Source organism: Pseudomonas sp. BYT-1, from assembly GCF_023611805.1.
Classification (GTDB): Bacteria; Pseudomonadota; Gammaproteobacteria; order Pseudomonadales; family Pseudomonadaceae; genus Aquipseudomonas; species Aquipseudomonas guariconensis.
The window spans coordinates 1,797,891-1,820,457 of the sequence record NZ_CP072559.1; the positions used below are offsets into that span (position 1 = coordinate 1,797,891).

Genomic DNA, 22,567 nt, shown 5'->3' on the forward strand with positions numbered 1-22,567 from the left:
CCCGCAGTGTGGCTGGAACGGATAGAGGCGCAATGGGCATTTCCCGACGAGGATTCATCGCAGGCCTGGCAGTGGCGGGGGCAACCGGTACGGCTGCCTATCACGCACACAAGGCGCTGACCCACGATCCTGAGGACGACATCGTCACGCCAGGGGAGGCCAGCGTCGAGTTGGCCGACTACGCAGGACAAGTACTGGCCGATCACCTGCGTGGCATCTGGGACCTGCGCTTCGAAGGCACAGAAGCGGGCCTTGAAGGGTTGCCCGTGGTCGGTGTCGAGCTGTTTCTCGACGTTGCCACCAAGGGGCGCGGCTTGCGCGGCTTTGTCGATACCGGTGAGCGCTTGCGTAGTGACGGGGTGGCCCGCTATCGAGTGTTGGGCGATCTGGTCGAGGCATCGTCTGCGCAGGTGCGTTGGCGCTTGCTGAACCAGCAGGGAGGGGCCAGCTACGAATGCATTGCCAGCCTCGACGAGGTCTGGGGCGATTTCGCCAATGCTGGCACCGGTACCCTGAGCGGACGTCTGCAGCGGTTGGACCGACCGCTCATGCTGCCGGTGGCCGACAGCCGCTTCGTCGCGGTCAAGCGGCGCTTCCCCGAAGCGCGCGAGCGCATCGGCTATACGCCACAGATGCACGCCTGGGTGCTCAGTGCCGAGCATCGGTTGTTCCACCAGCTTTGGCATGCCACCCGGGACAAATGGCACGACCTGTCCGAACAGCAGCGCGGCGCCCTGCGTGGCCTGGGCTGGCAGCCAGGCCCACGGGAGCGTGAGCGCGATGCCCGCGGCCCGCGCAAGCACCGCAATGGCTCGGGGATCGATTTTCTGTTCATGCACAGGCATATGCTGCAGACCGCTCGTCAGCTGCAGGACTTACCATCCTGGACGCACTTCCCATTGCCTGCGCCAAATGTCGAGCTCGACCGGGCAGGCTTTGCCCGCTATCACGAGAATCACGATGGTTGCTGTGTGCCACCGAGCTGGCAGGCGCCGGATGATGAGCCCTATGGGCAGTGGGTGTCGGCGATCAAGGCCAGCGAGACGTTTTGCAGTAACTTCCAGGTCTGGGAGTCGCAATACCAGGACCCTCGGTACCTCGCGAAGCTGAGCCTGGGCGCGCTGGGATCGGAGATGGAGATGACCCTGCACGACTGGCTGCACATGTGCTGGGCTTCGGTGCCGCGTGATCCGCTCAATGGTGCGCCGGTGCCTTTCGCCCGCGATCCGGCTGACTTCGCCCTGCGTTGGTTCGGGCCGGAGAACGACTTTCTCGGTGACCCGTTCTCTTCCCATGTGAACCCTGTGTTCTGGGGCTTCCATGGTTGGATCGACGACCGGATCGAGGACTGGTACCGCGCCCAGGAGCGCTACCACCCAGGCCAGGTGCGGCGTATGCAGGTCAACGGTGTGGACTGGTTCGCGCCAGGGCGCTGGGTAGAGGTCGATGACCCCTGGCTGGGGCCGGACACCCATGGTTGCAGCACGGTTCCTGGCACGCGTCCCGGCAAGTCGGTGGAGATGGATGTCGAGATCATGAAACTGGCGCTGCGCATCACCTTTGGCGAGGATGATGCGATCGGCGATCTGGTGCGGCGGGTGCCTCGCCGGCCCTGGTATGCGCGGCATCTTTCGCTGAAGAACATCGTGTCCTGATCGATGTCCAGGGGCCGCATTGCGGCCCCGATGCCCTTCAGCGCGAAGGCACCTGCCAGCCACCCCCCAACGCCTTGTACAACGCCACGCTGCCCTGTAGCCGGGCCAGGCGCAATTGCGCCTGCTGGTCCTGCGCGTCATATAGGGTGCGCTGGGTCTGCAGCACGCTGAGCAGGGTCTCTGCGCCGGCGGCATAGCGTTGCTGGGCAAGATCGAAGGCGATGCGCGCCTGGCGCACTTCCTCGTCCTGCCACTGGCGCTGGTGGTCCACACCCTGGATGGCATTGAGCGCCTTCTCCACGTCGGCAAAGCTCGCCAGAATGCTCGTCCGGTAGTTTTCCAGCAGTTCTTGCTGCTCGGCAGTGGCCAGGTCGCGGGCGGCACGCAGGCGGCCGTTGTTGAAGACCGGCGCGATCAGCCCGCTGGTGAGGGTGTAATAGGGGCTGTCCAGGATCTGGGCGAAGGTGCGCGCGCCGCTGCCCAGGTCGGCGCCCAAAGTCAGCTTGGGCAACAGCGCGGTCCGGGCGACCTGAACGTTGGCGCTGGCTGCCGCCAGGCGTGCCTCGGCAGCGGCGATATCGGGGCGGCGGCCGAGCAGATCGCTGGGGACGCCGCTGCCGATGCGCGGCCATTGCAAGGCGCCGATCGTGCCACGGTTGGCGGGCAGGTGCTGGACCGGCTCGCCCAGCAGAGTGGCCAAGGTGACGCGGCTGTCTTGCCATCGCTGCTCAAACAGCGGCACCTGGCGTTCCTGGGCGGCCACCAGGCTGCGCTGCTGGGCCAACTCCAGGCGTGTGGCCGAACCTGAGCGTTCCCGCGCTTGTACGAGCGCCAGCACGTCACGCGCATTGTCCAGGTTCAGACGGGCAATACGCAGTTGTTCCTCCAGTGCCAAGCCTTGCAGGTAACTGTCGGCCACCGCGCAGGTCAGCGTCAGCTCGACCGTCTGGCGGTCGAAGCGACTGGCGTCCAGGCCATGCAAGGCGCTGTCGCGTGCAGCGCGCAGGCCTCCCCAGAAATCGATCTCGTAGCTGGCGCTCAGGCGGGTGCCGAAGGAGGTGCTGGTACGCTCGCTGCTGCTGGCATCGAGTTGGTCGTTGCCGTCGCCGCGCAACAGGCGCTGGCGGCTGGCATCCAGGCCGAACTGCAGCTCTGGCAACAAAGGTGCGCCGGCGATCACTGCGCGGGCCTGGGCCTGGCGCACCCGTGCGGTGGCGGCGGCGAGGTCATGGCTGTTGCGTAGGGCTCGCTCGATCAATTGGTCCAGCTGGGGGCTGGCGAATGCCTTCCACCAGATGGCATCGGGCAGAGGGCGGGTGGCGTCTTCGCGCTGCGCCTGCCAGGCCGCCGGCGCGGTGATATCGGCCTCTGGACTGGGCGGTGTGCTGCACGCGGCAAGGGCGAGGCTCAGGGTCAACAGGCTGATGCGGCTGGGCAATGTCATGAGTTATACGCTGGTGAGGGCTTTGACCGGATCGAGGCGAGCGGCCTTGCGGGCTGGCATGAAGCCGAACACCACGCCGGTGACGACGGCGCAGGCGAATGCACCGAGCATGGCGGGTAGAGCGAAGGCCACGGCGATGTCGGCCAGCATCAGGCCTGCGCCGATGCACAGGGCCAGTACGATGCCGGTGACCCCGCCGACCATCGACAGCATCACCGCTTCGCTGAGGAATTGACGCAGGATGTCGCGCTGACGGGCCCCAGTGGCCATGCGGATGCCGATCTCACGGGTGCGCTCGCGCACGGTCATGAGCATGATGTTCATCACGCCGATGCCGCCAACCAGCAAGGAGATGGCGGCAATCGCGCCGAGCATCAGCGACAGGCTGTTCTGGGTGCGGGCTTCGGCTTGGATCAAGGCTGCATCGTTGGTCAGTTCGAAATCGCGCTTGCCTTGGTGGCGCTGGCGCAGCAGGTGGTCGATGGCCGCCTCGGTGGCGTGGACCTGGGATGAGTCGAGAGCGGCAATGGCGATGTACTCGGGCTCATAGCGCCCGAACAAGCGGATGGCGGCGGCGGAGTAGGGCACCACGATGCGCTCGTCGCTGTCCTGGTCCCCCGAGCTTGCACCCTTGCCGGCCAGAATGCCCACGACCTGGAACGGCACGTTGCCGATCAACAGGTACTGGCCCAGCGGGTCGCGCCGGTTGCCGAGCATCTTCTCCTTCACTTTCTGCCCGATCACCGCCACGGCAGCACCACTGGCCTCGTCAGACTCACTGAAAAAGGCCCCTTCGACCACTGGCCAGTTGAAGACTTCCGGGAACCAGGTGTTGTTGCCACCGACATAGAACTGCTGGCTGTTGTTGCCGTAGCGCACCATCAGTTCTTCGCCGATCACCGGCATGACGCGTTTGACCTGTGGCAGTTCGGCGATCGCGTCGACATCATCGAGGGTGATGAGGCCTGCAGGTTCGCGCAGTGTCGCCGCTTTGCCGGACAGGTAGAGGATGTTCGAGCCGAACGCGGCCATTTGTGCCATGACCTGGCGCTTGCTGCCTTCGCCGACGGCCAGCATCACCACCACCGAGGCGACGCCGATGACGATGCCGAGCAAGGTCAAGGCAGTGCGGAAGCGGTTGATCCACATGACCCGCCAGGCCGCCTGCAGGGCTTCGAGCAGCTCGCCTTTCCAGGCGCCGCGCAGGGTGGCGCCGCGGTCCAGACGCTGGCGCAGCTCGTCGGCTTGCAGGCCTGGGTACGTAGCGGTTGCAGGTTGCTCGTCGGCTGAGTCGCTGAGCATCAGGCCATCACGGATCTCGATGACCCGATGAGCTCGTGCCGCCACTTCGCGGTCGTGGGTGATCAAAATGATCACGTGGCCTTGGTGGGCGAGCTCATCCAGCAGGGCCATGACTTCGGCGCCGCTGTGACTGTCCAGCGCGCCGGTGGGCTCGTCGGCGAGGATGATGTGTCCGCCGTTCATCAGTGCCCGGGCGATCGATACCCGCTGTTGCTGGCCGCCGGAGAGCTGGTGCGGGCGGTTGGTGGTGCGGCTGGCCAGCCCCAGGCGTTCGAGCAGCGCACGAGCTCTGGCGTGGCGTTCGGCGGCGGGCGTTCCGGCATAGATGGCCGGCATCTCGACGTTTTCCTGGGCGGAGCCCGAGGGGATCAGGTGATAGCCCTGGAACACGAAGCCAAAGGCCTCGCGACGCAGCCACGCCAGCTCATCGCTGTCCAGGTCGGCGACGTCCTTGCCGGCGAAGCGATAACTGCCGGCGCTGGGACGATCAAGGCAGCCGAGAATGTTCATCAGCGTCGACTTGCCTGAGCCCGAGGCACCGACGATGGCGACGAACTCGCCGGGGTGGATGGTCAGGCTGATGCCGCGCAACACCTCGACTTTCGGTGTGTCGATGCCGCCATAGGCCTTGCGGATGTCGGTGAGTTCGATCAGAGGGACAGGCATTCAACCTCCGCTGGCGGCCGGGGCGCCGATAACCAGTTGTTCGCCTTCACTCAGGCCTTCGAGGATCTGCACGCGCAGACGATCGCTCAGGCCCGTTCGCACTTGGCGCTGCTCGATCTTGCCCTCGCGATTGAGCACTTGGGCCAAGTACAGGCCGTCGTCATCGGCGTCCTCCAGAGCGGCCAGGGGGGCTGTGAGCACCTGCTTGGCCTGGCCGGCAACGAAGAACACCTGGGTGGTCATTTCGGCCATCAGGGCGCCATCGGGGTTGTCGACATCCAGCAGCACGGTGTACTGCACCACCTTGTTGCCGGTGGTGCCGGCGCTGGCGCTGGCCGGGCTGCCGCCGCCCTGGCTGGCCTGGTCCAACGGCTTGGGCGGGATCGGCAGGATCTGCCGCACGCGGCTGCTCCAGCGGCGCTTGCCGCCGGCCAGGGTGGTGAAGTAGGCGCTCATGCCGGGCTGGACCTTGCCGATGTCGGCCTCCGATACCTGGGCCCAGACGGTCATCGGCGAGAGTTTGGCGATACGCAGGATCAACGGCGTCTGTTGCTGGGCGTTGAGGGTCTGGCCCTCCCGGGCATCCACAGCGACCACGGTGCCGCTCATGGGGGCATAGATGCGCGTGTAACCCAACTCGGCCTCGTCGCTGCGCAGGCTGGCTTGAGCCTGGCGGATCTGCGCCTGGTACATGTCGATGCGCGCCTGGGTCACTTTGAGTTGGGCTTGGGCTGTTTGCAGGTCTTCCTCGCGGGTGGCGCCTGCGGCGGCTAGATCACGTTGGCGTTGGTACTGTTGCGTCGCCAGCTGGTACTGGGCGCGTTGCTCGGCCAGTTGGGCCTTGAGGTTTTCGATGGAGTAGCGACCGGCATCGAGCTTGGCTTGCTGGGTGGACGGGTCGATCTCGACCAGCAACTGACCCTGGCGCACCACATCGCCCACCTCCACGTGCAACGTGCGGATCTGCCCGGAGGCCTGGGCGCCCACATCGACATAACGCCTGGGCTGCAAGGTGCCCAAGGCCGTGACGCTGCTTTCGATATCGCCTCGCACGACCTGGACGGTGCTAACCGGCAGGGTGCCGAAGGGCAGGGTCTTCCAGGCCAGGATGGCGCCCAGGCCAAGCAGGCCCAGGCCACCGAGCAGGATCCGACGGCGGGTGTGGATTAAGCGTCTCATGCGGGCTTCCGGCCAGGGGTGAAAGTCACACGCGGCCAATCGTGGCACGCAGGGCGGTCTCAGGTAGACGAAGCCACAACGGGGAGATTTAGTCGATTCGAGAAGTGGGGGTGGGTTGTTGCTGAGAATAATTATAATTTGTAATATGTCGCGCTGATATCACTTCGTCCCGTGTTCCGATTGCAAGTGTCGAGCAAGGAAATGCCAGGTACCGTCGTGGAACATTACTATCGTGAGCTGGTGAGTTTCCTTTCCGCGCGCCTGGGCAACCGTCAGGCGGCGGAGGACGTCGCCCACGATGCCTACCTGAGAGTGCTGGAGCGCACCGACGCTCAGCGCATCGAACACCCGCGCGCTTTTTTGTACCGCACTGCGCTGAACCTGGTGGTCGATCGCCACCGACGTCATCAGGTGCGCCAGGCCGAGCCGCTGGAAGTGCTGGACACCGACGAGCGCTGGCACGGGCCTGGGTTGTCCCACAGCATGCAGATGGACCAGCGCCTGGAATTGATGCAGCGCGCCCTTGATGAGCTGAGCAAACCCTGCCGGGACAGCTTCCTGCTGCGCAAACTCGAAGGGCTGTCTCACCCGCAGATCGCCGAGCGCCTGGGGATTTCTCGCAGCCTGGTGGAAAAGCATATTGTCAATGCCATGAAACACTGCCGCGTACGCATGCGCGAGTGGGAATCCTGACGTTGCCGACACATCCCTGAAACACCCGTATCAGCCGCGTTACACCCTTGATGGGAAATGAAAATTCCCCATGCTGGCGACTTGATTTCTCCTGCTTTCCCGACAACTATCAAGGAAAGACCCCGGCCGGGCCCCCGTCGTGGTGGTTGCCTGTACTGGCGCAGTAGGGGCAGGGCATATTCCCTCAACGCCTCGTTGCCCAGGTGCAGACAATGGCAAACAAGACCATGCGCATCCTCATTGCCGACGAGCATCCGTGCCAACGTTTGCAGCTGGAAAAAATGCTCAATGGCCTGGGCTACTACCGCATCGCCCCGGTGGAAAGTTTCGAAGACCTCCAGCGTTTGGTGCAGAGCGCGCTGCAGCCATTCAATCTATTGATCGGCAACATCGAGCTGGCCAGCCACGCCGGCGTCGACCTGGCGCGCTTTTGCCAGGTCAGCACCCAGATCCAGCATGCCTTGCTCTACCATTCTCAGCACCTGAAGGTGCCCGCAGTGCCTCAGGCCCAGCGCCAGGCGGTGAACATCAGCCTGCCGCGCGTACCGGATGACGAGGCGCTGCAATCGTTCATGGCGATCATCGACCTGCCTTTGGTGGTAGGGCAGTTGCCGCTGCCGGCGAGCCTGGCGGGCAAGGGCAATCCGATCCGGCACCGAAACTTCGGCCACACAGTGTTCAGCCGTTCGAGCTGAGTCAGGTGGGGCAAGGGGGTGGCATTTGCTATCCTCTTGCCCTTTGCCGATTTGCGGAACCATGCCATGACTGTCATCGATACCGCCCGTGCACCCCGGTTCAGCCGCGGCGATCACCGGACCCTGGGCCTGGCGGCGTTGGGCGGCGCGTTGGAAATCTACGATTTCATTATCTTCGTGTTCTTCGCCCTGACCCTCAGCCAGCTGTTTTTCCCGCCTGAAATGCCTGAGTGGTTGCGGCTGCTGCAGAGTTTCGGAATTTTCGTCACCGGGTACCTGGCCAGGCCCCTGGGCGGCATCCTGATGGCGCACTTCGCCGACCACCTGGGGCGCAAGCGGGTGTTCAGCCTGAGCATCCTGATGATGGCCCTGCCGTGCCTGCTGATCGGCCTGATGCCGACCTATGCCGATATCGGCTATGCCGCGCCGCTGATCTTGCTGGCGTTGCGTATCCTCCAAGGCGCTGCGGTGGGTGGCGAGGTGCCGAGCGCCTGGACCTTCGTTGCCGAACATGCGCCTGTGGGCCGACGCGGCTATGCCCTGGGCTTTCTGCAAGCCGGACTGACCTTCGGCTACCTGCTGGGCGCCTTGACCGCGACCTTGTTGGCGAAGCTTTACAGTCCGCAGGAGATTCTCGACTACGCCTGGCGTTATCCCTTCCTGTTGGGCGGTGTGTTTGGTGTCGTCGGCGTCTGGTTGCGCCGCTGGTTGAGTGAAACGCCGGTGTTCCTGGCCCTGCGCGAACGCCAGGAACAGCCAGTGGCCTTCCCGCTGCGTAGCGTGCTGGGCACGCATCGTCATGCACTGATTCCGGCGGCCTTGCTGACTTGCGTGCTGACGTCGGCAGTGGTGGTGCTGGTGGTGATCACCCCTACCGTGATGCAGCAGCGCTTCGGCATCGCAGCGGGCCACACCTTCGCCCTGAGCAGCGTGGGAATTGTCTTTCTCAACATGGGTTGCGTGCTGGCCGGCTTGCTGGTCGACCGCATCGGTGCCTGGCGCGCCTTGATGATCTACAGCCTGCTGTTGCCTGTGGGCATCGGAGCGTTGTACGCAAGTCTGGTGGGGCAGTTTGGCTGGACGTGGCTGGCCTATGCCTTGGCAGGGTTGTCCTGCGGTGTGGTAGGGGTGGTGCCATCAGTGATGGTCGGGTTGTTCCCGGCGCAGATCCGAGTGTCGGGTATTTCCTTCACCTACAACATCGCCTATGCCTTATGGGCCAGCACCACGCCGCTGGCGTTGATTGCATTGATGCCATGGAGCCCCTGGGTGTGCGTCGGGTTCTGCCTGATCATGGGGCTTGTCGGTTTCATGACGGCGGCCTACTTCCGCGGTCGTGGAGTGGCGTGCGCGACGTCGTGCTCGGCTACCTCGCCCCTCTGAAGGTGCAGTGCGTGTCCTACGGTGCGCGAGCTTGGGTTCACGCAAGGTAAGGGGAACGGCACTGACTGTCGGTGGTGGAGCCTCTGCGTAGATTGCTCGGTGCTTGATTCAAGCACCCGCATCTACCGGATTTGGAGGCTGCCGATGTATGGCTTTAACGTGAAGTGGCAGACGCGCGAGCAACTGCCGGAAATCCCCCAGGACATGTTGTTCTCCGGTGTGGCGCGCGACACGCCAGAGGCTGATCCCGGTCATGCCCCTGTGATGAGTACGCCCGTCATACGCTGGGGAAACAGCAAAGCCTGCGTCTTTGATGACCGGGTACACCATGAGCAGGCCTGGCTGGTGGTCTATGGGGATGGCCAGCGGCTCACGGGGGGCCGACCTCTGCAAGGGTTCCGGCATATCGCTGATATCCAGGAGGCGGCCAGTGGCGTTGCACTGCGTCTGATCGATGCCAATGGCCATGAGGTGGAAATCTCGCACCTGGAACTTGATTCGCTGGATGGCAAGGACGGCCGCGAGTCCGAAATCGAGGGATTGCCAGTGGGTATCCCTTTTTGCCTGGGCCATGACCATGCTTTGCTGATGGCCGATGAAAAGGGCGTGCGCATTGATTCGGGGCCGGAGACCCTGGCCATGCAATGGATGTTCAAGGACGGAAAACTGAGCAGCGTCGCCACCGGTCAAGTCCTTGGCCTGGGAGTACGTTGTCTGCCGCCCGCCCAAGGGCTTGAAAAATGGCATCTTTCTCCCGAAGGGGTGCTTGTGTTTGGCCCTCAGGCGCAGGCGCTGTGCGCAGACCCGGCGCATGGCGAGGTCTGGCTTCAGCCTCAGGACCCGGGGTTGCCATCTGTGCGTTGGCAGGTGAAACGACCGCGTAACAAGGCGTCGGGCATGCAGGTCGAGAAGCTGGTCCTGCATGTGCAGGTCTGCGACGACTACAGCGCCGGGACTTCGGACAGCGTCTACTTCTCGATCAATGGCAGCCGTCATCAGCAGCTTCTGGCCAGGAATTTCGAACGAGGCTCGGCGCTGGCTGCCGAGGTGGATCTGGCCAGTATGTTCCAAGGGCGCACCATCTTTGCCGACGAACTCGTCAGCGTGGAGCTGTATCAGGTAAGCGGCGACGGCTACGGTCCAGCATGGCGTATGAACGCGCTGGATCTGGTGGTCAATGACCACATGAGCAACCGTGTGCTCGGGTCCGACAGTCCATGGCTGTTGCCAACGTCAGGCGCAAACTGGACGGGTACGATCAATTGGCTGGACTGGCGTGAGGAGGGCGGTCAGACGCCGTTGGACTTTGCCGGGTGCACCTATCCGGTCAATTGGGGGCCACTGCTGTCCGATTGGCTGAATTGGCGTTCGTATGAACCGGAAACGCTCACGGGGGTGTGCCAGTTGATTGGCGAGTATCAGGGCAGGCTTCTGGCCTACGATCTCAAAGACAAGAAACCGGTCTATCTTGAGCCCAATACCGCAATCGATTCTTACACGTGGGTCTACACCCCACAGGGAAGCATCATCATCCGGCGTTGGGACAAGACCGCGTCCCGCAGCAGCTATATCCGTCATAGCCAACTCGGCTCCGGCAATCCAGTGGTGTGCGCCGGAGAGCTCACCATCACTCGTGTTGCGACCCACATGGCTGTGCAGGATCTTTTGGGGATGATCAACGACGCGTCCGGGCATTACCTGCCCGATGGCGGCACATGTCTGGCACATGTGCGCGAACGGCTGGCCCAACTTGGGCTGGATACGAGCAGTACGCAGATCCGATACAGGACGCAAACCCCGGCGATGTGATGGCCTGCAACCCAAACGAAAAAGCCCCCAAGGCCTGGCCTTGGGGGCTTTTTTCATGCGGGGCGATGTTACATGTTCGGGTAATTCGGCCCGCCTGCGCCTTCTGGAGTGACCCAGGTGATGTTCTGGGCCGGGTCCTTGATGTCGCAGGTCTTGCAATGCACACAGTTCTGCGCGTTGATCTGGAAGCGCTTGCTGCCGTCTTCCTGGGTAACCACTTCGTACACGCCGGCCGGGCAGTAGCGCTGGGCAGGTTCGTCATACAGCGGCAGGTTGCTGGCGATCGGTACGCTGGCATCGGCCAGTTTCAGGTGGCAGGGCTGTTCCTCTTCATGGTTGGTGCTGGAGAGGAACACCGAACTCAGCTTGTCGAAGCTGAGCTTGCCGTCGGGTTTGGGGTAGTCGATCTTCTGCGAATCGGCCGCCAGCTTGAGGCAGGCGTAGTCTGGCTTGGTGTCGTGCAGGGTGAACGGCAGCTTGCCGCCGAACCAGTTCTGGTCGATGTAGTTGAACGCACCACCGAGCAAGGGGCCGAACTTGTGCAGCGCAGGGCCGAAGTTGCGGCTGGCGAACAGCTCCTCATACAGCCAGCTGGCTTTGAAGGCGCTGACATAGTTGTCGAGGGTGTCGCCACCTTCGCGACCGGCGAACAGAGCTTCGGCCACGGCGTCGGCGGCGAGCATGCCGGACTTCATGGCGGTGTGGCTGCCTTTGATCTTGGAGAAGTTCAGGGTGCCCAGGTCGCAACCGATCAGTGCGCCGCCGTTGAAGACCATCTTCGGCAGCGAGTTCAGGCCGCCCTTGCAGATGGCGCGGGCACCGTAGCTGATGCGCTTGCCGCCTTCGAGGTACTGGCTCATCACCGGGTGGTGCTTCAGGCGCTGGAACTCATCGAATGGCGACAGGTAGGGGTTGGCATAGGAGAGGTCGACGATCAGGCCGACCACCACCTGATTGTTCTCCAGATGATAAAGGAAGGAGCCGCCGGTGTTCTCGGCGCTCACTACGTCCAGCGGCCAGCCGGCGGTGTGCACCACCAGGCCTTGCTCGTGCTTGGCCGGATCGATTTCCCAGATTTCCTTGAGGCCAATGCCGTAGTGCTGGACGTCGGACTCGCTGTCGAGGTTGAAGCGCTTGATCAACTGTTTGCCGATATGACCACGGCAGCCTTCGGCGAACAACGTGTACTTGGCGCGCAGTTCCATGCCTGGCGTGTACAGGCCGTCTTTAGGGTTGCCTTCGCGGTCGACCCCCAGGTCGCCCGTGATGATCCCGCGGACCACGCCGTTCTCATCGAACAGCGCTTCCTGGGCGGCGAAGCCTGGGTAAATTTCCACGCCCAGGTTCTCGGCTTGTTGGGCCAGCCAGCGGCACAGATTGCCCAGGGAGATAATGTAGTTACCCTGGTTATGCATGGTCTTTGGCACGAACAGGTCAGGGACCTTGGTCGAGCTGCTCGCATCCTTGAGTACATAGATGTCGTCGCGCTTGACTTCGGTGTTCAGCGGAGCACCGAGTTCTTTCCAGTCGGGGAACAGTTCGTTCAGAGCACGTGGCTCGAACACCGCGCCGGAGAGGATGTGGGCACCGACTTCCGAGCCTTTCTCGACCACGCAGACGCTGATCTCGTTACCGGCTTCGGCGGCCTTCTGCTTCAGGCGGCAGGCGGCGGACAGGCCCGCCGGGCCTGCGCCGACGATGACCACGTCGAATTCCATGTATTCGCGTTCCACTGGTTCTCTCCTACTCAAGGCTCATCGCTGTTGCTTGTCTTGTCTTTTTGGGTGATGGAGGGCCATGCACGACTGTGTAAGCTGTAGCTTCGTGGATGACGGACTACACCGCTTTGTCTTGGCCGCGCATTATATCTACACCACTTGGCGGGTCCAATACAAACGTTTGTTTGAATTTGCCGGAGCCCAGTAAAATCACTGGAACGCGGCTGGAGGCTGGCCGATTTGCCGTATTGACCGGATTAGGTGTTACGGTCAAGATACGAGCGGTTTTACGCTCGCCGTAGGCTGACCGCCGGGCGCAGGTGTACCCCTAAAGACCAGGCATGGAGCAGGGTTTTCGGGCCGAATCCGGTTTTGTAGTGGAGTCTACACGCCACGACAGAAAATGACCCGTCGGTTTTGCCGGCGAAGTCGAAACAGGACTGTTCGGTCACAGGAAATTCCCCGCAGTCAGGAACGTTTTTAGAGGTGCCCTTGTACCCACGCGCAATCGCCGGGCATGCCCCAGGCGACATTCTTTTCACCGGAGAGTAACGAGGAATCCATGAAGGTTCTTGTAGCTGTCAAACGAGTGGTCGACTACAACGTCAAGGTTCGCGTCAAGGCGGACAACTCCGGCGTCGACCTTGCAAACGTCAAGATGTCCATGAACCCCTTCTGCGAAATCGCCGTGGAAGAAGCCGTACGCCTGAAGGAAAAGGGCGTTGCGACCGAGATCGTCGCCGTTGCCGTCGGTCCGACCGCTGCTCAGGAGCAGCTGCGTACCGCCCTGGCGCTGGGTGCCGATCGCGCCATCCTGGTCGAGACCGCCGAAGAGCTCAACTCCCTGGCCGTGGCCAAGGCGCTCAAGGCCATTGTCGATAAAGAGCAGCCACAGTTGGTCATCCTTGGCAAGCAAGCCATCGACAGTGACAACAACCAGACCGGCCAGATGCTGGCTGCGCTGACCGGCTACGCCCAAGGCACCTTCGCCTCCAAGGTCGAAGTGGCTGGCGACAAGCTCAACGTCACCCGTGAAATCGATGGCGGCCTGCAGACCGTCGCGCTGAACCTGCCGGCGATCGTCACCACCGACCTGCGTCTGAACGAGCCACGCTATGCGTCGCTGCCGAACATCATGAAAGCCAAGAAGAAGCCGCTGGAGACTGTCACTCCAGACGCGCTGGGCGTCTCCACCGCTTCCACCACCAAGACCCTGAAAGTCGAAGCCCCGGCTGCTCGCAGCGCGGGTATCAAGGTCAAGTCGGTGGCTGAACTGGTCGAGAAACTGAAGAACGAGGCGAAGGTAATCTAAATGACTATCCTGGTTGTCGCTGAACACGAAAACGGTGCCGTTGCCCCGGCTACCCTGAACACTGTTGCCGCTGCCGCCAAGATCGGTGGGGATATCCATGTGCTGGTCGCAGGCCAGAACGTCGGTGGTGTCGCTGAAGCTGCCGCCAAGATCGCTGGCGTTGCCAAGGTACTGATCGCTGACAATGCCGCCTACGCTCACGCGCTGCCGGAAAACGTAGCGCCGCTGATCGCCGAGTTGGGCAAGGGCTACAGCCACGTGCTGGCTCCGGCCACCACCAATGGCAAGAACATCCTGCCACGCGTCGCCGCGCTGCTGGACGTCGACCAGATCTCCGAGATCATCTCGGTCGAGTCTGCCGACACCTTCAAGCGCCCGATCTATGCCGGTAACGCCATTGCTACCGTGCAGTCCAGCGCTGCGGTCAAGGTCATCACCGTGCGTACCACCGGCTTCGACGCCGTGGCCGCCGAGGGTGGTTCGGCTGCTGTCGAGGCCGTTGGTGCCGTGCACGACGCTGGCAAGTCTGCTTTCGTTGGTGAAGAGCTGGCCAAGTCCGACCGTCCTGAGCTGACCGCTGCCAAGATCGTCGTTTCCGGCGGTCGCGGCATGGGCAACGGTGACAACTTCAAGCATCTGTACGCCCTGGCCGACAAGCTCGGCGCTGCTGTCGGTGCCTCGCGTGCCGCGGTCGACGCAGGCTTCGTGCCCAACGACATGCAGGTCGGCCAGACCGGCAAGATCGTTGCGCCGCAGCTGTACATCGCCGTCGGTATCTCGGGCGCGATCCAGCACCTGGCGGGCATGAAGGACTCCAAGGTGATCGTTGCGATCAACAAGGACGAAGAAGCACCGATCTTCCAGGTCGCCGACTACGGCCTGGTCGCCGACCTGTTCGAGGCGGTTCCAGAGCTGGAAAAGCTGGTCTGATCCGGCGGCTTCACTTATAAAGAAGCCCGGCCCTCCGAAACGAGGGCCGGGCTTTTTTCTGGCTGCAAGGAGTAGGGCATGGAGTTTCGCAAAGCGGGCAGGGTGCTGGCCTGCATGGCGGCGTTGTCGGCGCCATGGACAATGGCAGCAGGCAAGTGCGAACGCCTGGTGGCGACTGGCAGCCCGGATGCTCCGCCGTATTCCTGGCAGGATCCGAAAGATCCTCGGCATCTGATCGGTGCCAATGTCGACCTGCTGCGTCAGGTCGCCGCCGAGCTTGGGGTGTCGGTCGAAGTGCTGCACGCCGGCAAGCGCGACCAGGCGCTGGAGGAGGTGCGCAGCGGGCGTATGGACCTGTTGATCGATACGCCCATGCAGGTCGAACAGTTGACCGCCCTGGACTACATCCATCCGCCGTTGCAGCTCAACGAGTACCTTGTCTGGACTCGTCATGACGCCACGTTGGTCTTCGACGGGCCGGCGGACCTTGCCCAGTACCAAGGCAGTATTTCCGAGCGGGCTCGCCTGACTCCGGCTTTCGAAGCCTTCGCCAAGGCCCAGCTCAAGCTGGCCCCTGCGCAGAACCTGACTCAGGCCTTCCAGAAACTGGTACTGGGCCAGGTCGATTATGTGCTGGCCGGGCGCTATTCGGGCATGGGCATGGTCCAGAGTCTGGGGATGGGCAATGACTTGATCGCCCGAGGCTTGCCGGTGGACCGCCCAGGCCTGTACCTCGCTGTGTCGCACAACTCGGCCTGCAATGACGCCTGGCTGCGCGGACAACTGGCAAAAAAACTGACAGAATTGCCGATCTCCGGGGTGTCCCAGGCTGTGCTGCAGCGCAATGTCGAGCGCTGGAAGGCGCAGATGCAGGCGCCGCTGGATGCCCCTAAACAGTAGGAATGCAATGAGAACCCAACCACTGATCCTTGCCTTGGCCATGCTCGGCCTGGCTGGCTGTGCCAACGATCCTGCGCCCAACGAGCAGATGCGTCTGTCCGAGCAGGCCCTGGAGCAGGCCAAGGCCGTCGGTGCCACCGAGCAGGTGGCGGAATTGAAACTGGCCGAAGACAAACTGGCGAGAGCCAAGACCAACATGGCCACCGAGGATTACCGTGACGCGCGCATGCGCGCCGAGCAGGCCGAGCTGGATGCGCGCCTGGCCGAGGCTCGGGTGTTGACCCAGAAGAGCGAAGAGCAGCTTCAGGTCGTGCAGGCGCGGGTCAAGCGCCTTCGCAAGCAACTGGAGGTCCAGCCATGATGCGTCGCCAATCAATGGCTGCACTGGCGCTGATGGCGCTGGTCGGGTTGCAGGGTTGCGCGAGCCAGCGCAGCGAGTCGGCGCTCGATGAAGCGGCGGTCGCCTTCCAAAAGGTCAAGGATGACGCCGATGTGCTGCGCAGCGCGCCGCGCGATGTGATTCGTGCTGGTGAATCCCTGGCGCGTGCCGAGCGTCTCTCGAGCTACATCGGCACCGGGTCCGACGTGCGTCACTACGCCTATTTGAGCAAGCGCTACAGCGAGATCGCGGCCGAGCATGCCAAGTTGGCCCTCAATCAAGAGCGTCTGGCCAAGCTCGACCTGGAGCGCCAGCGCTTGCAGCTGGGTCTGCGCGAAGCCAAATTGGCCAGCGTCCAACAGCAGGGTAAGTGGGTCGAAGCGCAGATTGCGGCCATGGCCTCCGAGCAAAGCGATCGTGGCTTGGTGATGACGTTGGGCGATGTGCTGTTCGACACTGGTCGCGCCGAGCTCAAGACCTCTGCCAGCCGCACGGTGCTCAAGCTCGTCCAGTTCCTGCAGCTCAATCCTCGTCGTGTGGTGCGGGTCGAAGGGTATACCGACAGTACCGGACTGCCCGAGGATAACCTCGCACTATCGCGGGATCGTGCCCAGGCCGTGGCTGATATGTTGATCGACCTGGGTGTAGACGAAAAACGCATACAGGTCGAAGGCTATGGCGACCAGTATCCGATCGACGCCAATGCGTCCGAGCGGGGCAGGGCGCAGAACCGTCGGGTCGAAATCGTCTTTTCCGACGACAAGGGCAAGCTCGCGCCAGCGCGTTGAAGCCGGGCGTTCTTGTAGGTTTTTGGCTATCTCGTTCGTCGGTAACGGGCGGGTTTGTTGATTCTGTGATTGTTACCTCACTGTATTGTTGACTATTCTCCAATCTGTCCCAGTACACTTCGTAACTGTTACGGTATTCTGACTCGGCTTTGAGTCGCACAAGAACAACGAACCCGTCCGCGTTTCGAGAGCCGCCATGACCAACCTGCTGTTGTACCAGCGCATTGCCCAGCAACTGGCCGATGACATCCGCCGAGGTGTCTACCAGCCTGGTGAGCGTGTGCCCTCCGTGCGCAAGATGAGCGCCCAGCTCAACGTCAGTCATGCCACGGTGCTGCAGGCCTATGCCAATCTGGAGGATCAAGGCCTGATCCGCGCGCGGCCGCAGTCCGGCTACTACGTGCACCAGACCCCGGCACTCACCGCACAGACCCCTGATATCGCCCGGGTCGAGCGGCCGGGCCTGGTCACTCGTGCGAGCATCATCCAACAGGTGCTGACCGAGGCGCGACGAGACGGAGTTTTCCCCTTTGGTGCGGCAGTCCCGCACGTTGACTATTTGCCGGTGCGGGCTCTGCATCAGCAATTGGCCAAAGTGACGCGCTTTCACAGCCCGCGCGCCTTCAGTTACATGTTCAGTCCTGGCTTCGAGCCACTGCGCCGGCAGATAGCCATTCGTATGCGTGACGCCGGGGTGCTGGTCGATCCGCGTGAGGTGGTGGTGACCCATGGTTGCGTCGATGCCCTGCAAATGTCGTTGCGGGTACTGACTCGCCCAGGCGACCTGATCGCTGCGGAGTCGCCCACCTATTATGGATTGCTGCAATTGGCCGACTTGTTGGGGCTCAAGGTCATCGAGATTCCGAGTGACCCGTCGACCGGCATCAGTCTTGAGGCCTTGCAGTTGGCTGCCAACCAATGGTCAATCAAGGCCCTGGTGTTGACCCCGCGTCTGAGCAATCCCTTGGGGGGTACGATCCCTGAGGATCGGCAAAAGCAGCTGTTGCGTCTGGCCTCGGACTTCGATATCCAGATCGTCGAGGACGACATCTATGGCGAACTGATGTTCGAGCAAGGCCGGACCAAGGCGCTCAAGGCATTCGATCGTCTGGATCGGGTCATCTACTGCTCAAGCTTTTCCAAGACCCTTTCGCCTGGAGTGCGGGTAGGTTGGATGATCGCCGGTCGTTACCAGGACGAGATCCAGCGCCTGCAGACCTTCACCACCCATTCGGCGTGCAGCGTCACCCAGATGGGTGTGGCCGCCTATCTGGAAAACGGCGGATATGACCGCCACCTGCGGTACATCCGCCAGGAGTACCGCAAGAACCTCAGCGCCTATCAGTTGGCCGTGCAGCAGCATTTTCCTGAAGGTACGCAGATGACCCGGCCTACGGGAGGATTCATTCTCTGGGTGAGCCTGCCTGGGAGGGTCAACACCCAAGATCTGCATGTGCGGGCGTTGGAGCAAGGCATCAGCATCGCGCCGGGGCTTATCTTCAGCAACACCGAGCAGTTCAACCATTGCATTCGGCTCAACTGCGGCATTCCATGGAACAAGGAGGCCGAGCGTGCAGTGATCACGCTGGGTCTGCTGGCTCATCAGTTATGCAAATCGTCGACAGGATCACTGTTGTAAATCTTGTCAGTGGCGTTCGGAACAGAGAGCATACGCACACTTTTCCAGCACGCTCCTGATGTCCATGAAAGCGCTTCGCTCTTTTGTCCTACTCCTTTGCCTGGCGCCGTTGTGCCTGTCCGCTGCTATGGCACACGCCACGCAGCCGGCGGCCAAAGCGTCTGCGACGCAAACCAAGGCGGCGGCCAAGCCGGTACGCAAGCAGGCGGCGAACAAGGCCGGCCAAGTCGCGAGCAAGACGCCGGGCAGGGGCAAGGCCAAGCCGTCCGGCAAGGTAGTGCGCAAAAAACCTTTGACCAAGGCGGTCGCCAAGCCGTTGCCCAAGCCAAAGCTAGACCTGAGTTTGCCTGCCGCGATGGTGGAAGAACTCAAGCCAGAGGTGGGTGATCCGGTGATGCGGCGCAAGCCTTTGCTGCCGTCCATGTTTCCGCAAAAGCCAGTCAGCGATGACAGTCCCTTCCAACTCAATGGGCGCCTGATCAACAACGAAATGCAGTTACAGCTGCGCAACGACAGTCGTCATGATGTGGAGGGCGCTGCTATCGATTTCGAGTTTCGTCAGTAGGTGTTCCAACTGACTGCCGGGTCACGGCAGATTTCATCCGATCCGCAATTTCAAACATATGTTTGAGCGGTTACTATCCAGGGACATTCGTCCCGTTTTGCTCGTGGGAGTCCTGTTTCATGAAATGCCGAGAGGGCTGCGGCGCATGCTGCATTGCCCCATCCATCAGCTCGCCGATGCCGCGCATGCCCCAGGGCAAGCCAGCTGGCGAGCGGTGCCTGCACCTGACCACTGACAACCTCTGTGAGTTGTTCGGCAAGGCTGAGCGGCCGGCGGTGTGTGGTGGGTTCAAGGCGGACGTGGAGGTGTGCGGCAATGATCGCGACGAGGCGATCAGGATTCTCGGCTGGTTGGAGCAAATGACGGCGGCGTAACAGGTTGGATCTTCGACAACAAGGAACAAAACGATGAGATCGATCAAGCGTATTGCACTGCTGTGTGGCGTCGGTGTTCTGCTGTCGCCGGCTGCCTGGGCCGAGAACTGGCAGGTGGCCAAGGATGAGGACGGCATCAAGGTGTCCCTCAGTGAAGTGCCGGGTTCGAAGTACAAAGCCTATCGCGGCGTGACCTTGATCAAGGCGCCGCTGGCCAAGGTCAAGGCTTTGCAGGAGGACACCGTAGGTGCCTGCAAGTGGATTCATGAGTGCGAGTCGCAAAAGCTGCTCAAGCAGGATGGCGCGCAGAGCTGGACCTATACTCGTTTCAATACGCCCTGGCCGGTGACGCCGCGTGATTCGATCCTTCACGTGACCACCACCGAGGAGGCTGACGGCAGCCTGGTCCGAAAGCTCGAGGAGGACCCCAAATACCTGCCGGAGGAAAAGGGCTATGTGCGTGTGGCACAGGTCCAAGGCTTCTGGAAGCTGGTGCCCAAGGGTGACAGCACCGAGGTTACCTACCAAGTGCACACCGAGCCTGGAGGCAGTGTGCCGTCCTGGCTGGCCAACAAGTTTGTGGTCGACGCGCCGTTCAATACCCTCAAGGGGTTGCGCGACAAGGCTGAAAAGCCCTGAGTCTGAGGGCGGGCATGCCCGCGAAGCGGTGAGCAGCGGTCTATCGGTTGCTGCGCTATAAAAAAGGCTGCCCAAGGGCAGCCTTTTTTACGTTCGGCTCGAAGAGCTTACTTGCGGTCTTTCAAGTCAACGATGTCACGCTGCTCGTGGCCAGTGTACAGCTGGCGCGGACGGCCGATCTTGTACGGGCTGGAGAGCATCTCCTTCCAGTGCGAGATCCAGCCGACGGTGCGTGCCAGGGCGAAGATCACGGTGAACATGCTGGTCGGAATGCCGATCGCCTTCAGGATGATGCCGGAGTAGAAGTCGACGTTCGGGTACAGCGAGCGCTCGATGAAGTACGGATCGGTCAGTGCGATCTCTTCCAGGCGCATCGCCAGTTCGAGCTGCGGATCGTTCTTGATGCCCAGTTCGCTCAGCACCTCGTCGCAGGTCTTCTTCATCACGGTGGCGCGTGGGTCGCGGTTCTTGTAAACGCGGTGACCGAAGCCCATGAGCTTGAACGGATCGTTCTTGTCCTTGGCCTTGGCGATGTACTTGTCGATGTTGGAGACATCGCCAATTTCATCGAGCATGGTCAGTACGGCTTCGTTGGCGCCGCCGTGGGCCGGACCCCACAGTGCAGCGATGCCGGCGGCGATACAGGCGAACGGGTTGGCGCCCGAGGAGCCCGCCAGGCGCACGGTGGAGGTAGAGGCGTTCTGCTCGTGGTCGGCGTGGAGGATGAAGATCCGGTCCATTGCCTTGGCCAGCACCGGGCTGATCGGTTTGATCTCGCACGGCGTGTTGAACATCATGTGCAGGAAGTTTTCCGCGTACGACAGGTCGTTGCGCGGATACATCATCGGCTGGCCCATGGAGTACTTGTAGACCATCGCGGCCAGGGTCGGCATTTTTGCGACCAGGCGCACCGCAGAGATCTCGCGATGCTGCGGGTTGTTGATGTCCAGGGAGTCGTGATAGAACGCCGACAGGGCGCCGACCACGCCGCACATCACCGCCATCGGGTGAGCGTCGCGGCGGAAGCCGTTGAAGAAGGATTTCAGCTGCTCGTGAACCATGGTGTGGTTCTTCACGGTGCTGACGAACTGGGCCTTCTGCTCGGCGTTCGGCAGTTCGCCGTTGAGCAGCAGGTAGCAGGTTTCCAGGTAGTCCGATTTTTCGGCGAGCTGTTCGATCGGGTAGCCGCGGTGCAGCAGGACACCCTTGTCGCCATCGATGTAGGTGATCTTCGACTCGCAGGACGCAGTCGCCATGAAACCGGGGTCGAAGGTGAAGTGACCAGTAGCCCCCAACCCGCGGACGTCGATAACATCGGGACCAACGGTGCCGGTTAAAATGGGCAGCTCGACGGGGGCAGCGCCCTCGATGACCAACTGCGCTTTTTTGTCAGCCATGTGGCCTCCTATTAATGCTTGAAATCATCAGACAGACCCCCCACGCAGGGCCCGCACCACTATAGAGGGATAAATTCGAATGTCAATTTGCCTAAAGGCTGGTTGAAACACCCTCTGAGCCCTGATTTTTCACGAAATTCTCGCCCATTTACGCCTTTTGTTCGCTAAAGGCAATGCGCTATTTGGGCTAGCCCCTCACGTTGTCATAAGCAGCCTAACTGTCTATACTCCGCAACCGACCGCCAGGGGCTTGCAAGCCCGTTCCGCTGGGGGTCGTCGCTCCCTGGGTGGTGGGTACCTGACCAGTACACTTACCAACAACTTTGCCCTGTTAGCTAGGGGCTCTTCAGTGTGAAAAAAGCCGTGAAAAGCCAACGACCTGTAAACCTAGACCTAAGGACCATCAAACTCCCGATCACCGCGTACACGTCCATTCTTCACCGTATCTCCGGCGTCATCCTGTTCCTTGGCCTGGCCATCATGCTTTACGCATTGGGCAAGTCGCTGGGTTCCGAGGAGGGCTTTGCCGAGGTGAAGGCGTGTCTGACCAGTCCGCTGGCCAAGCTGGTGACTTGGGGCCTGCTGTCCGGCCTGCTGTACCACCTCGTTGCAGGTGTACGCCACCTGATCATGGACATGGGTGTCGGTGAGACGCTCGAGGGCGGCAAGCTGGGCTCGAAAATCGTGATCGTCATCTCCGTGGTGCTGATCGTTCTGGCGGGAGTTTGGGTATGGTAACTAATGTCACGAACCTGTCGCGTTCGGGCCTCTATGACTGGATGGCGCAGCGCGTATCTGCGGTCGTTCTCGCGGCTTACTTCATTTTCCTGATCGGCTACGTCGCCGTTCACCCGGGTCTCGACTATGCCCAGTGGCACGGTCTGTTCTCCAACAACGCGATGCGTATCTTCAGTCTGCTGGCACTCGTTGCCCTGGGCGCTCACGCCTGGGTCGGCATGTGGACCATTGCCACCGACTACCTGACGCCGATGTCCTTCGGCAAGTCGGCGACTGCGATTCGTTTCCTGTTCCAGGCTGTGTGCGGCGTTGCGATGTTCGCGTACTTCGTCTGGGGTGTGCAGATTCTCTGGGGTATCTGA

General features: G+C 62.0%; 21 protein-coding genes. 16 read left to right on the forward strand and 5 right to left on the reverse strand.

The features are described 5' to 3' along the window. Nucleotides 1–32 precede the first annotated feature (32 nt). Nucleotides 33–1,655, forward strand: coding sequence for a pyoverdine maturation tyrosinase PvdP (pvdP, locus tag J5X93_RS08175; protein ID WP_102081755.1), 1,623 nt, complete (start codon nt 33–35; stop codon nt 1,653–1,655). A gap of 37 nt (nt 1,656–1,692) precedes the next feature. Here pvdP and J5X93_RS08180 read toward each other — a convergent pair whose 3' ends face one another. Genes J5X93_RS08180 through J5X93_RS08190 form a run of 3 tightly spaced genes read right to left on the reverse strand, consistent with a single transcriptional unit; the run spans nt 1,693 to nt 6,246 of the window. Further along, nucleotides 1,693–3,099, reverse strand: coding sequence for an efflux transporter outer membrane subunit (locus J5X93_RS08180; protein WP_182941421.1), 1,407 nt, complete (start codon nt 3,097–3,099; stop codon nt 1,693–1,695). A gap of 3 nt (nt 3,100–3,102) precedes the next feature. Continuing rightward, nucleotides 3,103–5,067: a MacB family efflux pump subunit gene (locus tag J5X93_RS08185; protein WP_090345931.1), complete on the reverse strand. Its 1,965-nt coding sequence runs from the start codon at nt 5,065–5,067 to the stop codon at nt 3,103–3,105. Then, nucleotides 5,068–6,246, reverse strand: a complete 1,179-nt coding sequence (locus J5X93_RS08190) for an efflux RND transporter periplasmic adaptor subunit (RefSeq protein WP_090345928.1) — start codon at nt 6,244–6,246, stop codon at nt 5,068–5,070. 216 nt (nt 6,247–6,462) lie between these two features. Between J5X93_RS08190 and J5X93_RS08195 the strand changes: the two genes are divergently transcribed. The 4 genes from J5X93_RS08195 to J5X93_RS08210 all read left to right on the forward strand — a co-directional run bounded on the left by J5X93_RS08195 (nt 6,463) and on the right by J5X93_RS08210 (nt 10,826). Beyond that, nucleotides 6,463–6,939 carry a sigma-70 family RNA polymerase sigma factor gene (locus tag J5X93_RS08195; RefSeq protein WP_070574319.1) on the forward strand — a complete coding sequence of 159 codons (477 nt, stop codon included), beginning with the start codon at nt 6,463–6,465 and terminating at the stop codon, nt 6,937–6,939. A 212-nt stretch (nt 6,940–7,151) separates the two neighbouring features. Further along, nucleotides 7,152–7,634 carry a histidine kinase gene (locus J5X93_RS08200; RefSeq protein ID WP_102081758.1) on the forward strand — a complete coding sequence of 161 codons (483 nt, stop codon included), beginning with the start codon at nt 7,152–7,154 and terminating at the stop codon, nt 7,632–7,634. Nucleotides 7,635–7,700: 66 nt separating this feature from the next. Continuing rightward, entirely contained in the window at nt 7,701–9,017 is a 1,317-nt protein-coding gene (locus J5X93_RS08205; protein WP_052352466.1) for an MFS transporter, read from the forward strand. A gap of 144 nt (nt 9,018–9,161) precedes the next feature. Next, nucleotides 9,162–10,826, forward strand: coding sequence for a hypothetical protein (locus J5X93_RS08210; RefSeq protein WP_182941419.1), 1,665 nt, complete (start codon nt 9,162–9,164; stop codon nt 10,824–10,826). 68 nt (nt 10,827–10,894) lie between these two features. On the opposite strand, the gene J5X93_RS08215 is transcribed toward J5X93_RS08210, so the two are convergent. Then, a complete protein-coding gene (locus J5X93_RS08215; RefSeq protein WP_043211441.1) occupies nt 10,895–12,559 on the reverse strand; it encodes an electron transfer flavoprotein-ubiquinone oxidoreductase in 1,665 nt (554 codons plus the stop codon). 547 nt (nt 12,560–13,106) lie between these two features. Here J5X93_RS08215 and J5X93_RS08220 point away from each other — a divergent pair. The 9 genes from J5X93_RS08220 to J5X93_RS08260 all read left to right on the forward strand — a co-directional run bounded on the left by J5X93_RS08220 (nt 13,107) and on the right by J5X93_RS08260 (nt 20,070). After that, the gene (locus tag J5X93_RS08220; RefSeq protein ID WP_043211439.1) at nt 13,107–13,856 is read left to right on the forward strand and encodes an electron transfer flavoprotein subunit beta/FixA family protein; all 750 of its coding nucleotides are present in this window, start codon (nt 13,107–13,109) and stop codon (nt 13,854–13,856) included. Next, on the forward strand, nt 13,857–14,786 hold the full coding sequence (locus J5X93_RS08225) for an electron transfer flavoprotein subunit alpha/FixB family protein (RefSeq protein ID WP_182941417.1): 930 nt from the start codon (nt 13,857–13,859) through the stop codon (nt 14,784–14,786). Nucleotides 14,787–14,864: 78 nt separating this feature from the next. Continuing rightward, on the forward strand, nt 14,865–15,686 hold the full coding sequence (locus tag J5X93_RS08230) for a substrate-binding periplasmic protein (protein ID WP_043211436.1): 822 nt from the start codon (nt 14,865–14,867) through the stop codon (nt 15,684–15,686). A 7-nt stretch (nt 15,687–15,693) separates the two neighbouring features. Next, nucleotides 15,694–16,047, forward strand: a complete 354-nt coding sequence (locus J5X93_RS08235; protein ID WP_043211434.1) for a DUF4398 domain-containing protein — start codon at nt 15,694–15,696, stop codon at nt 16,045–16,047. Then, nucleotides 16,044–16,853 carry an OmpA family protein gene (locus tag J5X93_RS08240; RefSeq protein WP_043211433.1) on the forward strand — a complete coding sequence of 270 codons (810 nt, stop codon included), beginning with the start codon at nt 16,044–16,046 and terminating at the stop codon, nt 16,851–16,853. The genes J5X93_RS08235 and J5X93_RS08240 overlap by 4 nt, the downstream gene beginning before the upstream one ends. A 196-nt stretch (nt 16,854–17,049) precedes the next feature. Beyond that, on the forward strand, nt 17,050–18,492 hold the full coding sequence (locus J5X93_RS08245) for an aminotransferase-like domain-containing protein (protein ID WP_043211432.1): 1,443 nt from the start codon (nt 17,050–17,052) through the stop codon (nt 18,490–18,492). Nucleotides 18,493–18,556: 64 nt separating this feature from the next. After that, on the forward strand, nt 18,557–19,057 hold the full coding sequence (locus J5X93_RS08250; protein ID WP_043211452.1) for a hypothetical protein: 501 nt from the start codon (nt 18,557–18,559) through the stop codon (nt 19,055–19,057). 119 nt (nt 19,058–19,176) lie between these two features. Continuing rightward, the gene (locus J5X93_RS08255) at nt 19,177–19,431 is read left to right on the forward strand and encodes a YkgJ family cysteine cluster protein (protein ID WP_090345922.1); all 255 of its coding nucleotides are present in this window, start codon (nt 19,177–19,179) and stop codon (nt 19,429–19,431) included. A gap of 33 nt (nt 19,432–19,464) precedes the next feature. After that, complete coding sequence (locus J5X93_RS08260; protein ID WP_043211429.1) at nt 19,465–20,070, forward strand: START domain-containing protein; 606 nt, start codon at nt 19,465–19,467, stop codon at nt 20,068–20,070. Between the two features lie 107 nt (nt 20,071–20,177). Here J5X93_RS08260 and gltA read toward each other — a convergent pair whose 3' ends face one another. Continuing rightward, entirely contained in the window at nt 20,178–21,467 is a 1,290-nt protein-coding gene (gene gltA / locus J5X93_RS08265) for a citrate synthase (RefSeq protein WP_043211428.1), read from the reverse strand. A 351-nt stretch (nt 21,468–21,818) separates the two neighbouring features. Between gltA and sdhC the strand changes: the two genes are divergently transcribed. Together sdhC and sdhD are read left to right on the forward strand one after the other, a co-directional pair. Further along, nucleotides 21,819–22,205, forward strand: coding sequence for a succinate dehydrogenase, cytochrome b556 subunit (gene sdhC, locus J5X93_RS08270; RefSeq protein ID WP_023628897.1), 387 nt, complete (start codon nt 21,819–21,821; stop codon nt 22,203–22,205). Further along, nucleotides 22,199–22,567, forward strand: coding sequence for a succinate dehydrogenase, hydrophobic membrane anchor protein (sdhD, locus tag J5X93_RS08275; RefSeq protein WP_043211427.1), 369 nt, complete (start codon nt 22,199–22,201; stop codon nt 22,565–22,567). The genes sdhC and sdhD overlap by 7 nt, the downstream gene beginning before the upstream one ends.

Excerpts from the sequence above, each read along its gene's own strand:
- J5X93_RS08260 (WP_043211429.1), top strand. The coding sequence starts at position 19,465 with ATGAGATCGATCAAGCGTATTGCACTGCTGTGTGGCGTCGGTGTTCTG.
- J5X93_RS08245 (WP_043211432.1), top strand. The coding sequence starts at position 17,050 with ATGACCAACCTGCTGTTGTACCAGCGCATTGCCCAGCAACTGGCCGAT.
- J5X93_RS08220 (WP_043211439.1), top strand. The coding sequence starts at position 13,107 with ATGAAGGTTCTTGTAGCTGTCAAACGAGTGGTCGACTACAACGTCAAG.
- J5X93_RS08205 (WP_052352466.1), top strand. The coding sequence starts at position 7,701 with ATGACTGTCATCGATACCGCCCGTGCACCCCGGTTCAGCCGCGGCGAT.
- J5X93_RS08200 (WP_102081758.1), top strand. The coding sequence starts at position 7,152 with ATGGCAAACAAGACCATGCGCATCCTCATTGCCGACGAGCATCCGTGC.
- J5X93_RS08210 (WP_182941419.1), top strand. The coding sequence starts at position 9,162 with ATGTATGGCTTTAACGTGAAGTGGCAGACGCGCGAGCAACTGCCGGAA.
- J5X93_RS08185 (WP_090345931.1), bottom strand. The coding sequence starts at position 5,067 with ATGCCTGTCCCTCTGATCGAACTCACCGACATCCGCAAGGCCTATGGC.
- J5X93_RS08250 (WP_043211452.1), top strand. The coding sequence starts at position 18,557 with ATGAAAGCGCTTCGCTCTTTTGTCCTACTCCTTTGCCTGGCGCCGTTG.
- sdhD (WP_043211427.1), top strand. The coding sequence starts at position 22,199 with ATGGTAACTAATGTCACGAACCTGTCGCGTTCGGGCCTCTATGACTGG.
- pvdP (WP_102081755.1), top strand. The coding sequence starts at position 33 with ATGGGCATTTCCCGACGAGGATTCATCGCAGGCCTGGCAGTGGCGGGG.
- J5X93_RS08225 (WP_182941417.1), top strand. The coding sequence starts at position 13,857 with ATGACTATCCTGGTTGTCGCTGAACACGAAAACGGTGCCGTTGCCCCG.
- J5X93_RS08230 (WP_043211436.1), top strand. The coding sequence starts at position 14,865 with ATGGAGTTTCGCAAAGCGGGCAGGGTGCTGGCCTGCATGGCGGCGTTG.
- J5X93_RS08190 (WP_090345928.1), bottom strand. The coding sequence starts at position 6,246 with ATGAGACGCTTAATCCACACCCGCCGTCGGATCCTGCTCGGTGGCCTG.
- J5X93_RS08180 (WP_182941421.1), bottom strand. The coding sequence starts at position 3,099 with ATGACATTGCCCAGCCGCATCAGCCTGTTGACCCTGAGCCTCGCCCTT.
- J5X93_RS08255 (WP_090345922.1), top strand. The coding sequence starts at position 19,177 with ATGAAATGCCGAGAGGGCTGCGGCGCATGCTGCATTGCCCCATCCATC.
- J5X93_RS08240 (WP_043211433.1), top strand. The coding sequence starts at position 16,044 with ATGATGCGTCGCCAATCAATGGCTGCACTGGCGCTGATGGCGCTGGTC.
- gltA (WP_043211428.1), bottom strand. The coding sequence starts at position 21,467 with ATGGCTGACAAAAAAGCGCAGTTGGTCATCGAGGGCGCTGCCCCCGTC.
- J5X93_RS08235 (WP_043211434.1), top strand. The coding sequence starts at position 15,694 with ATGAGAACCCAACCACTGATCCTTGCCTTGGCCATGCTCGGCCTGGCT.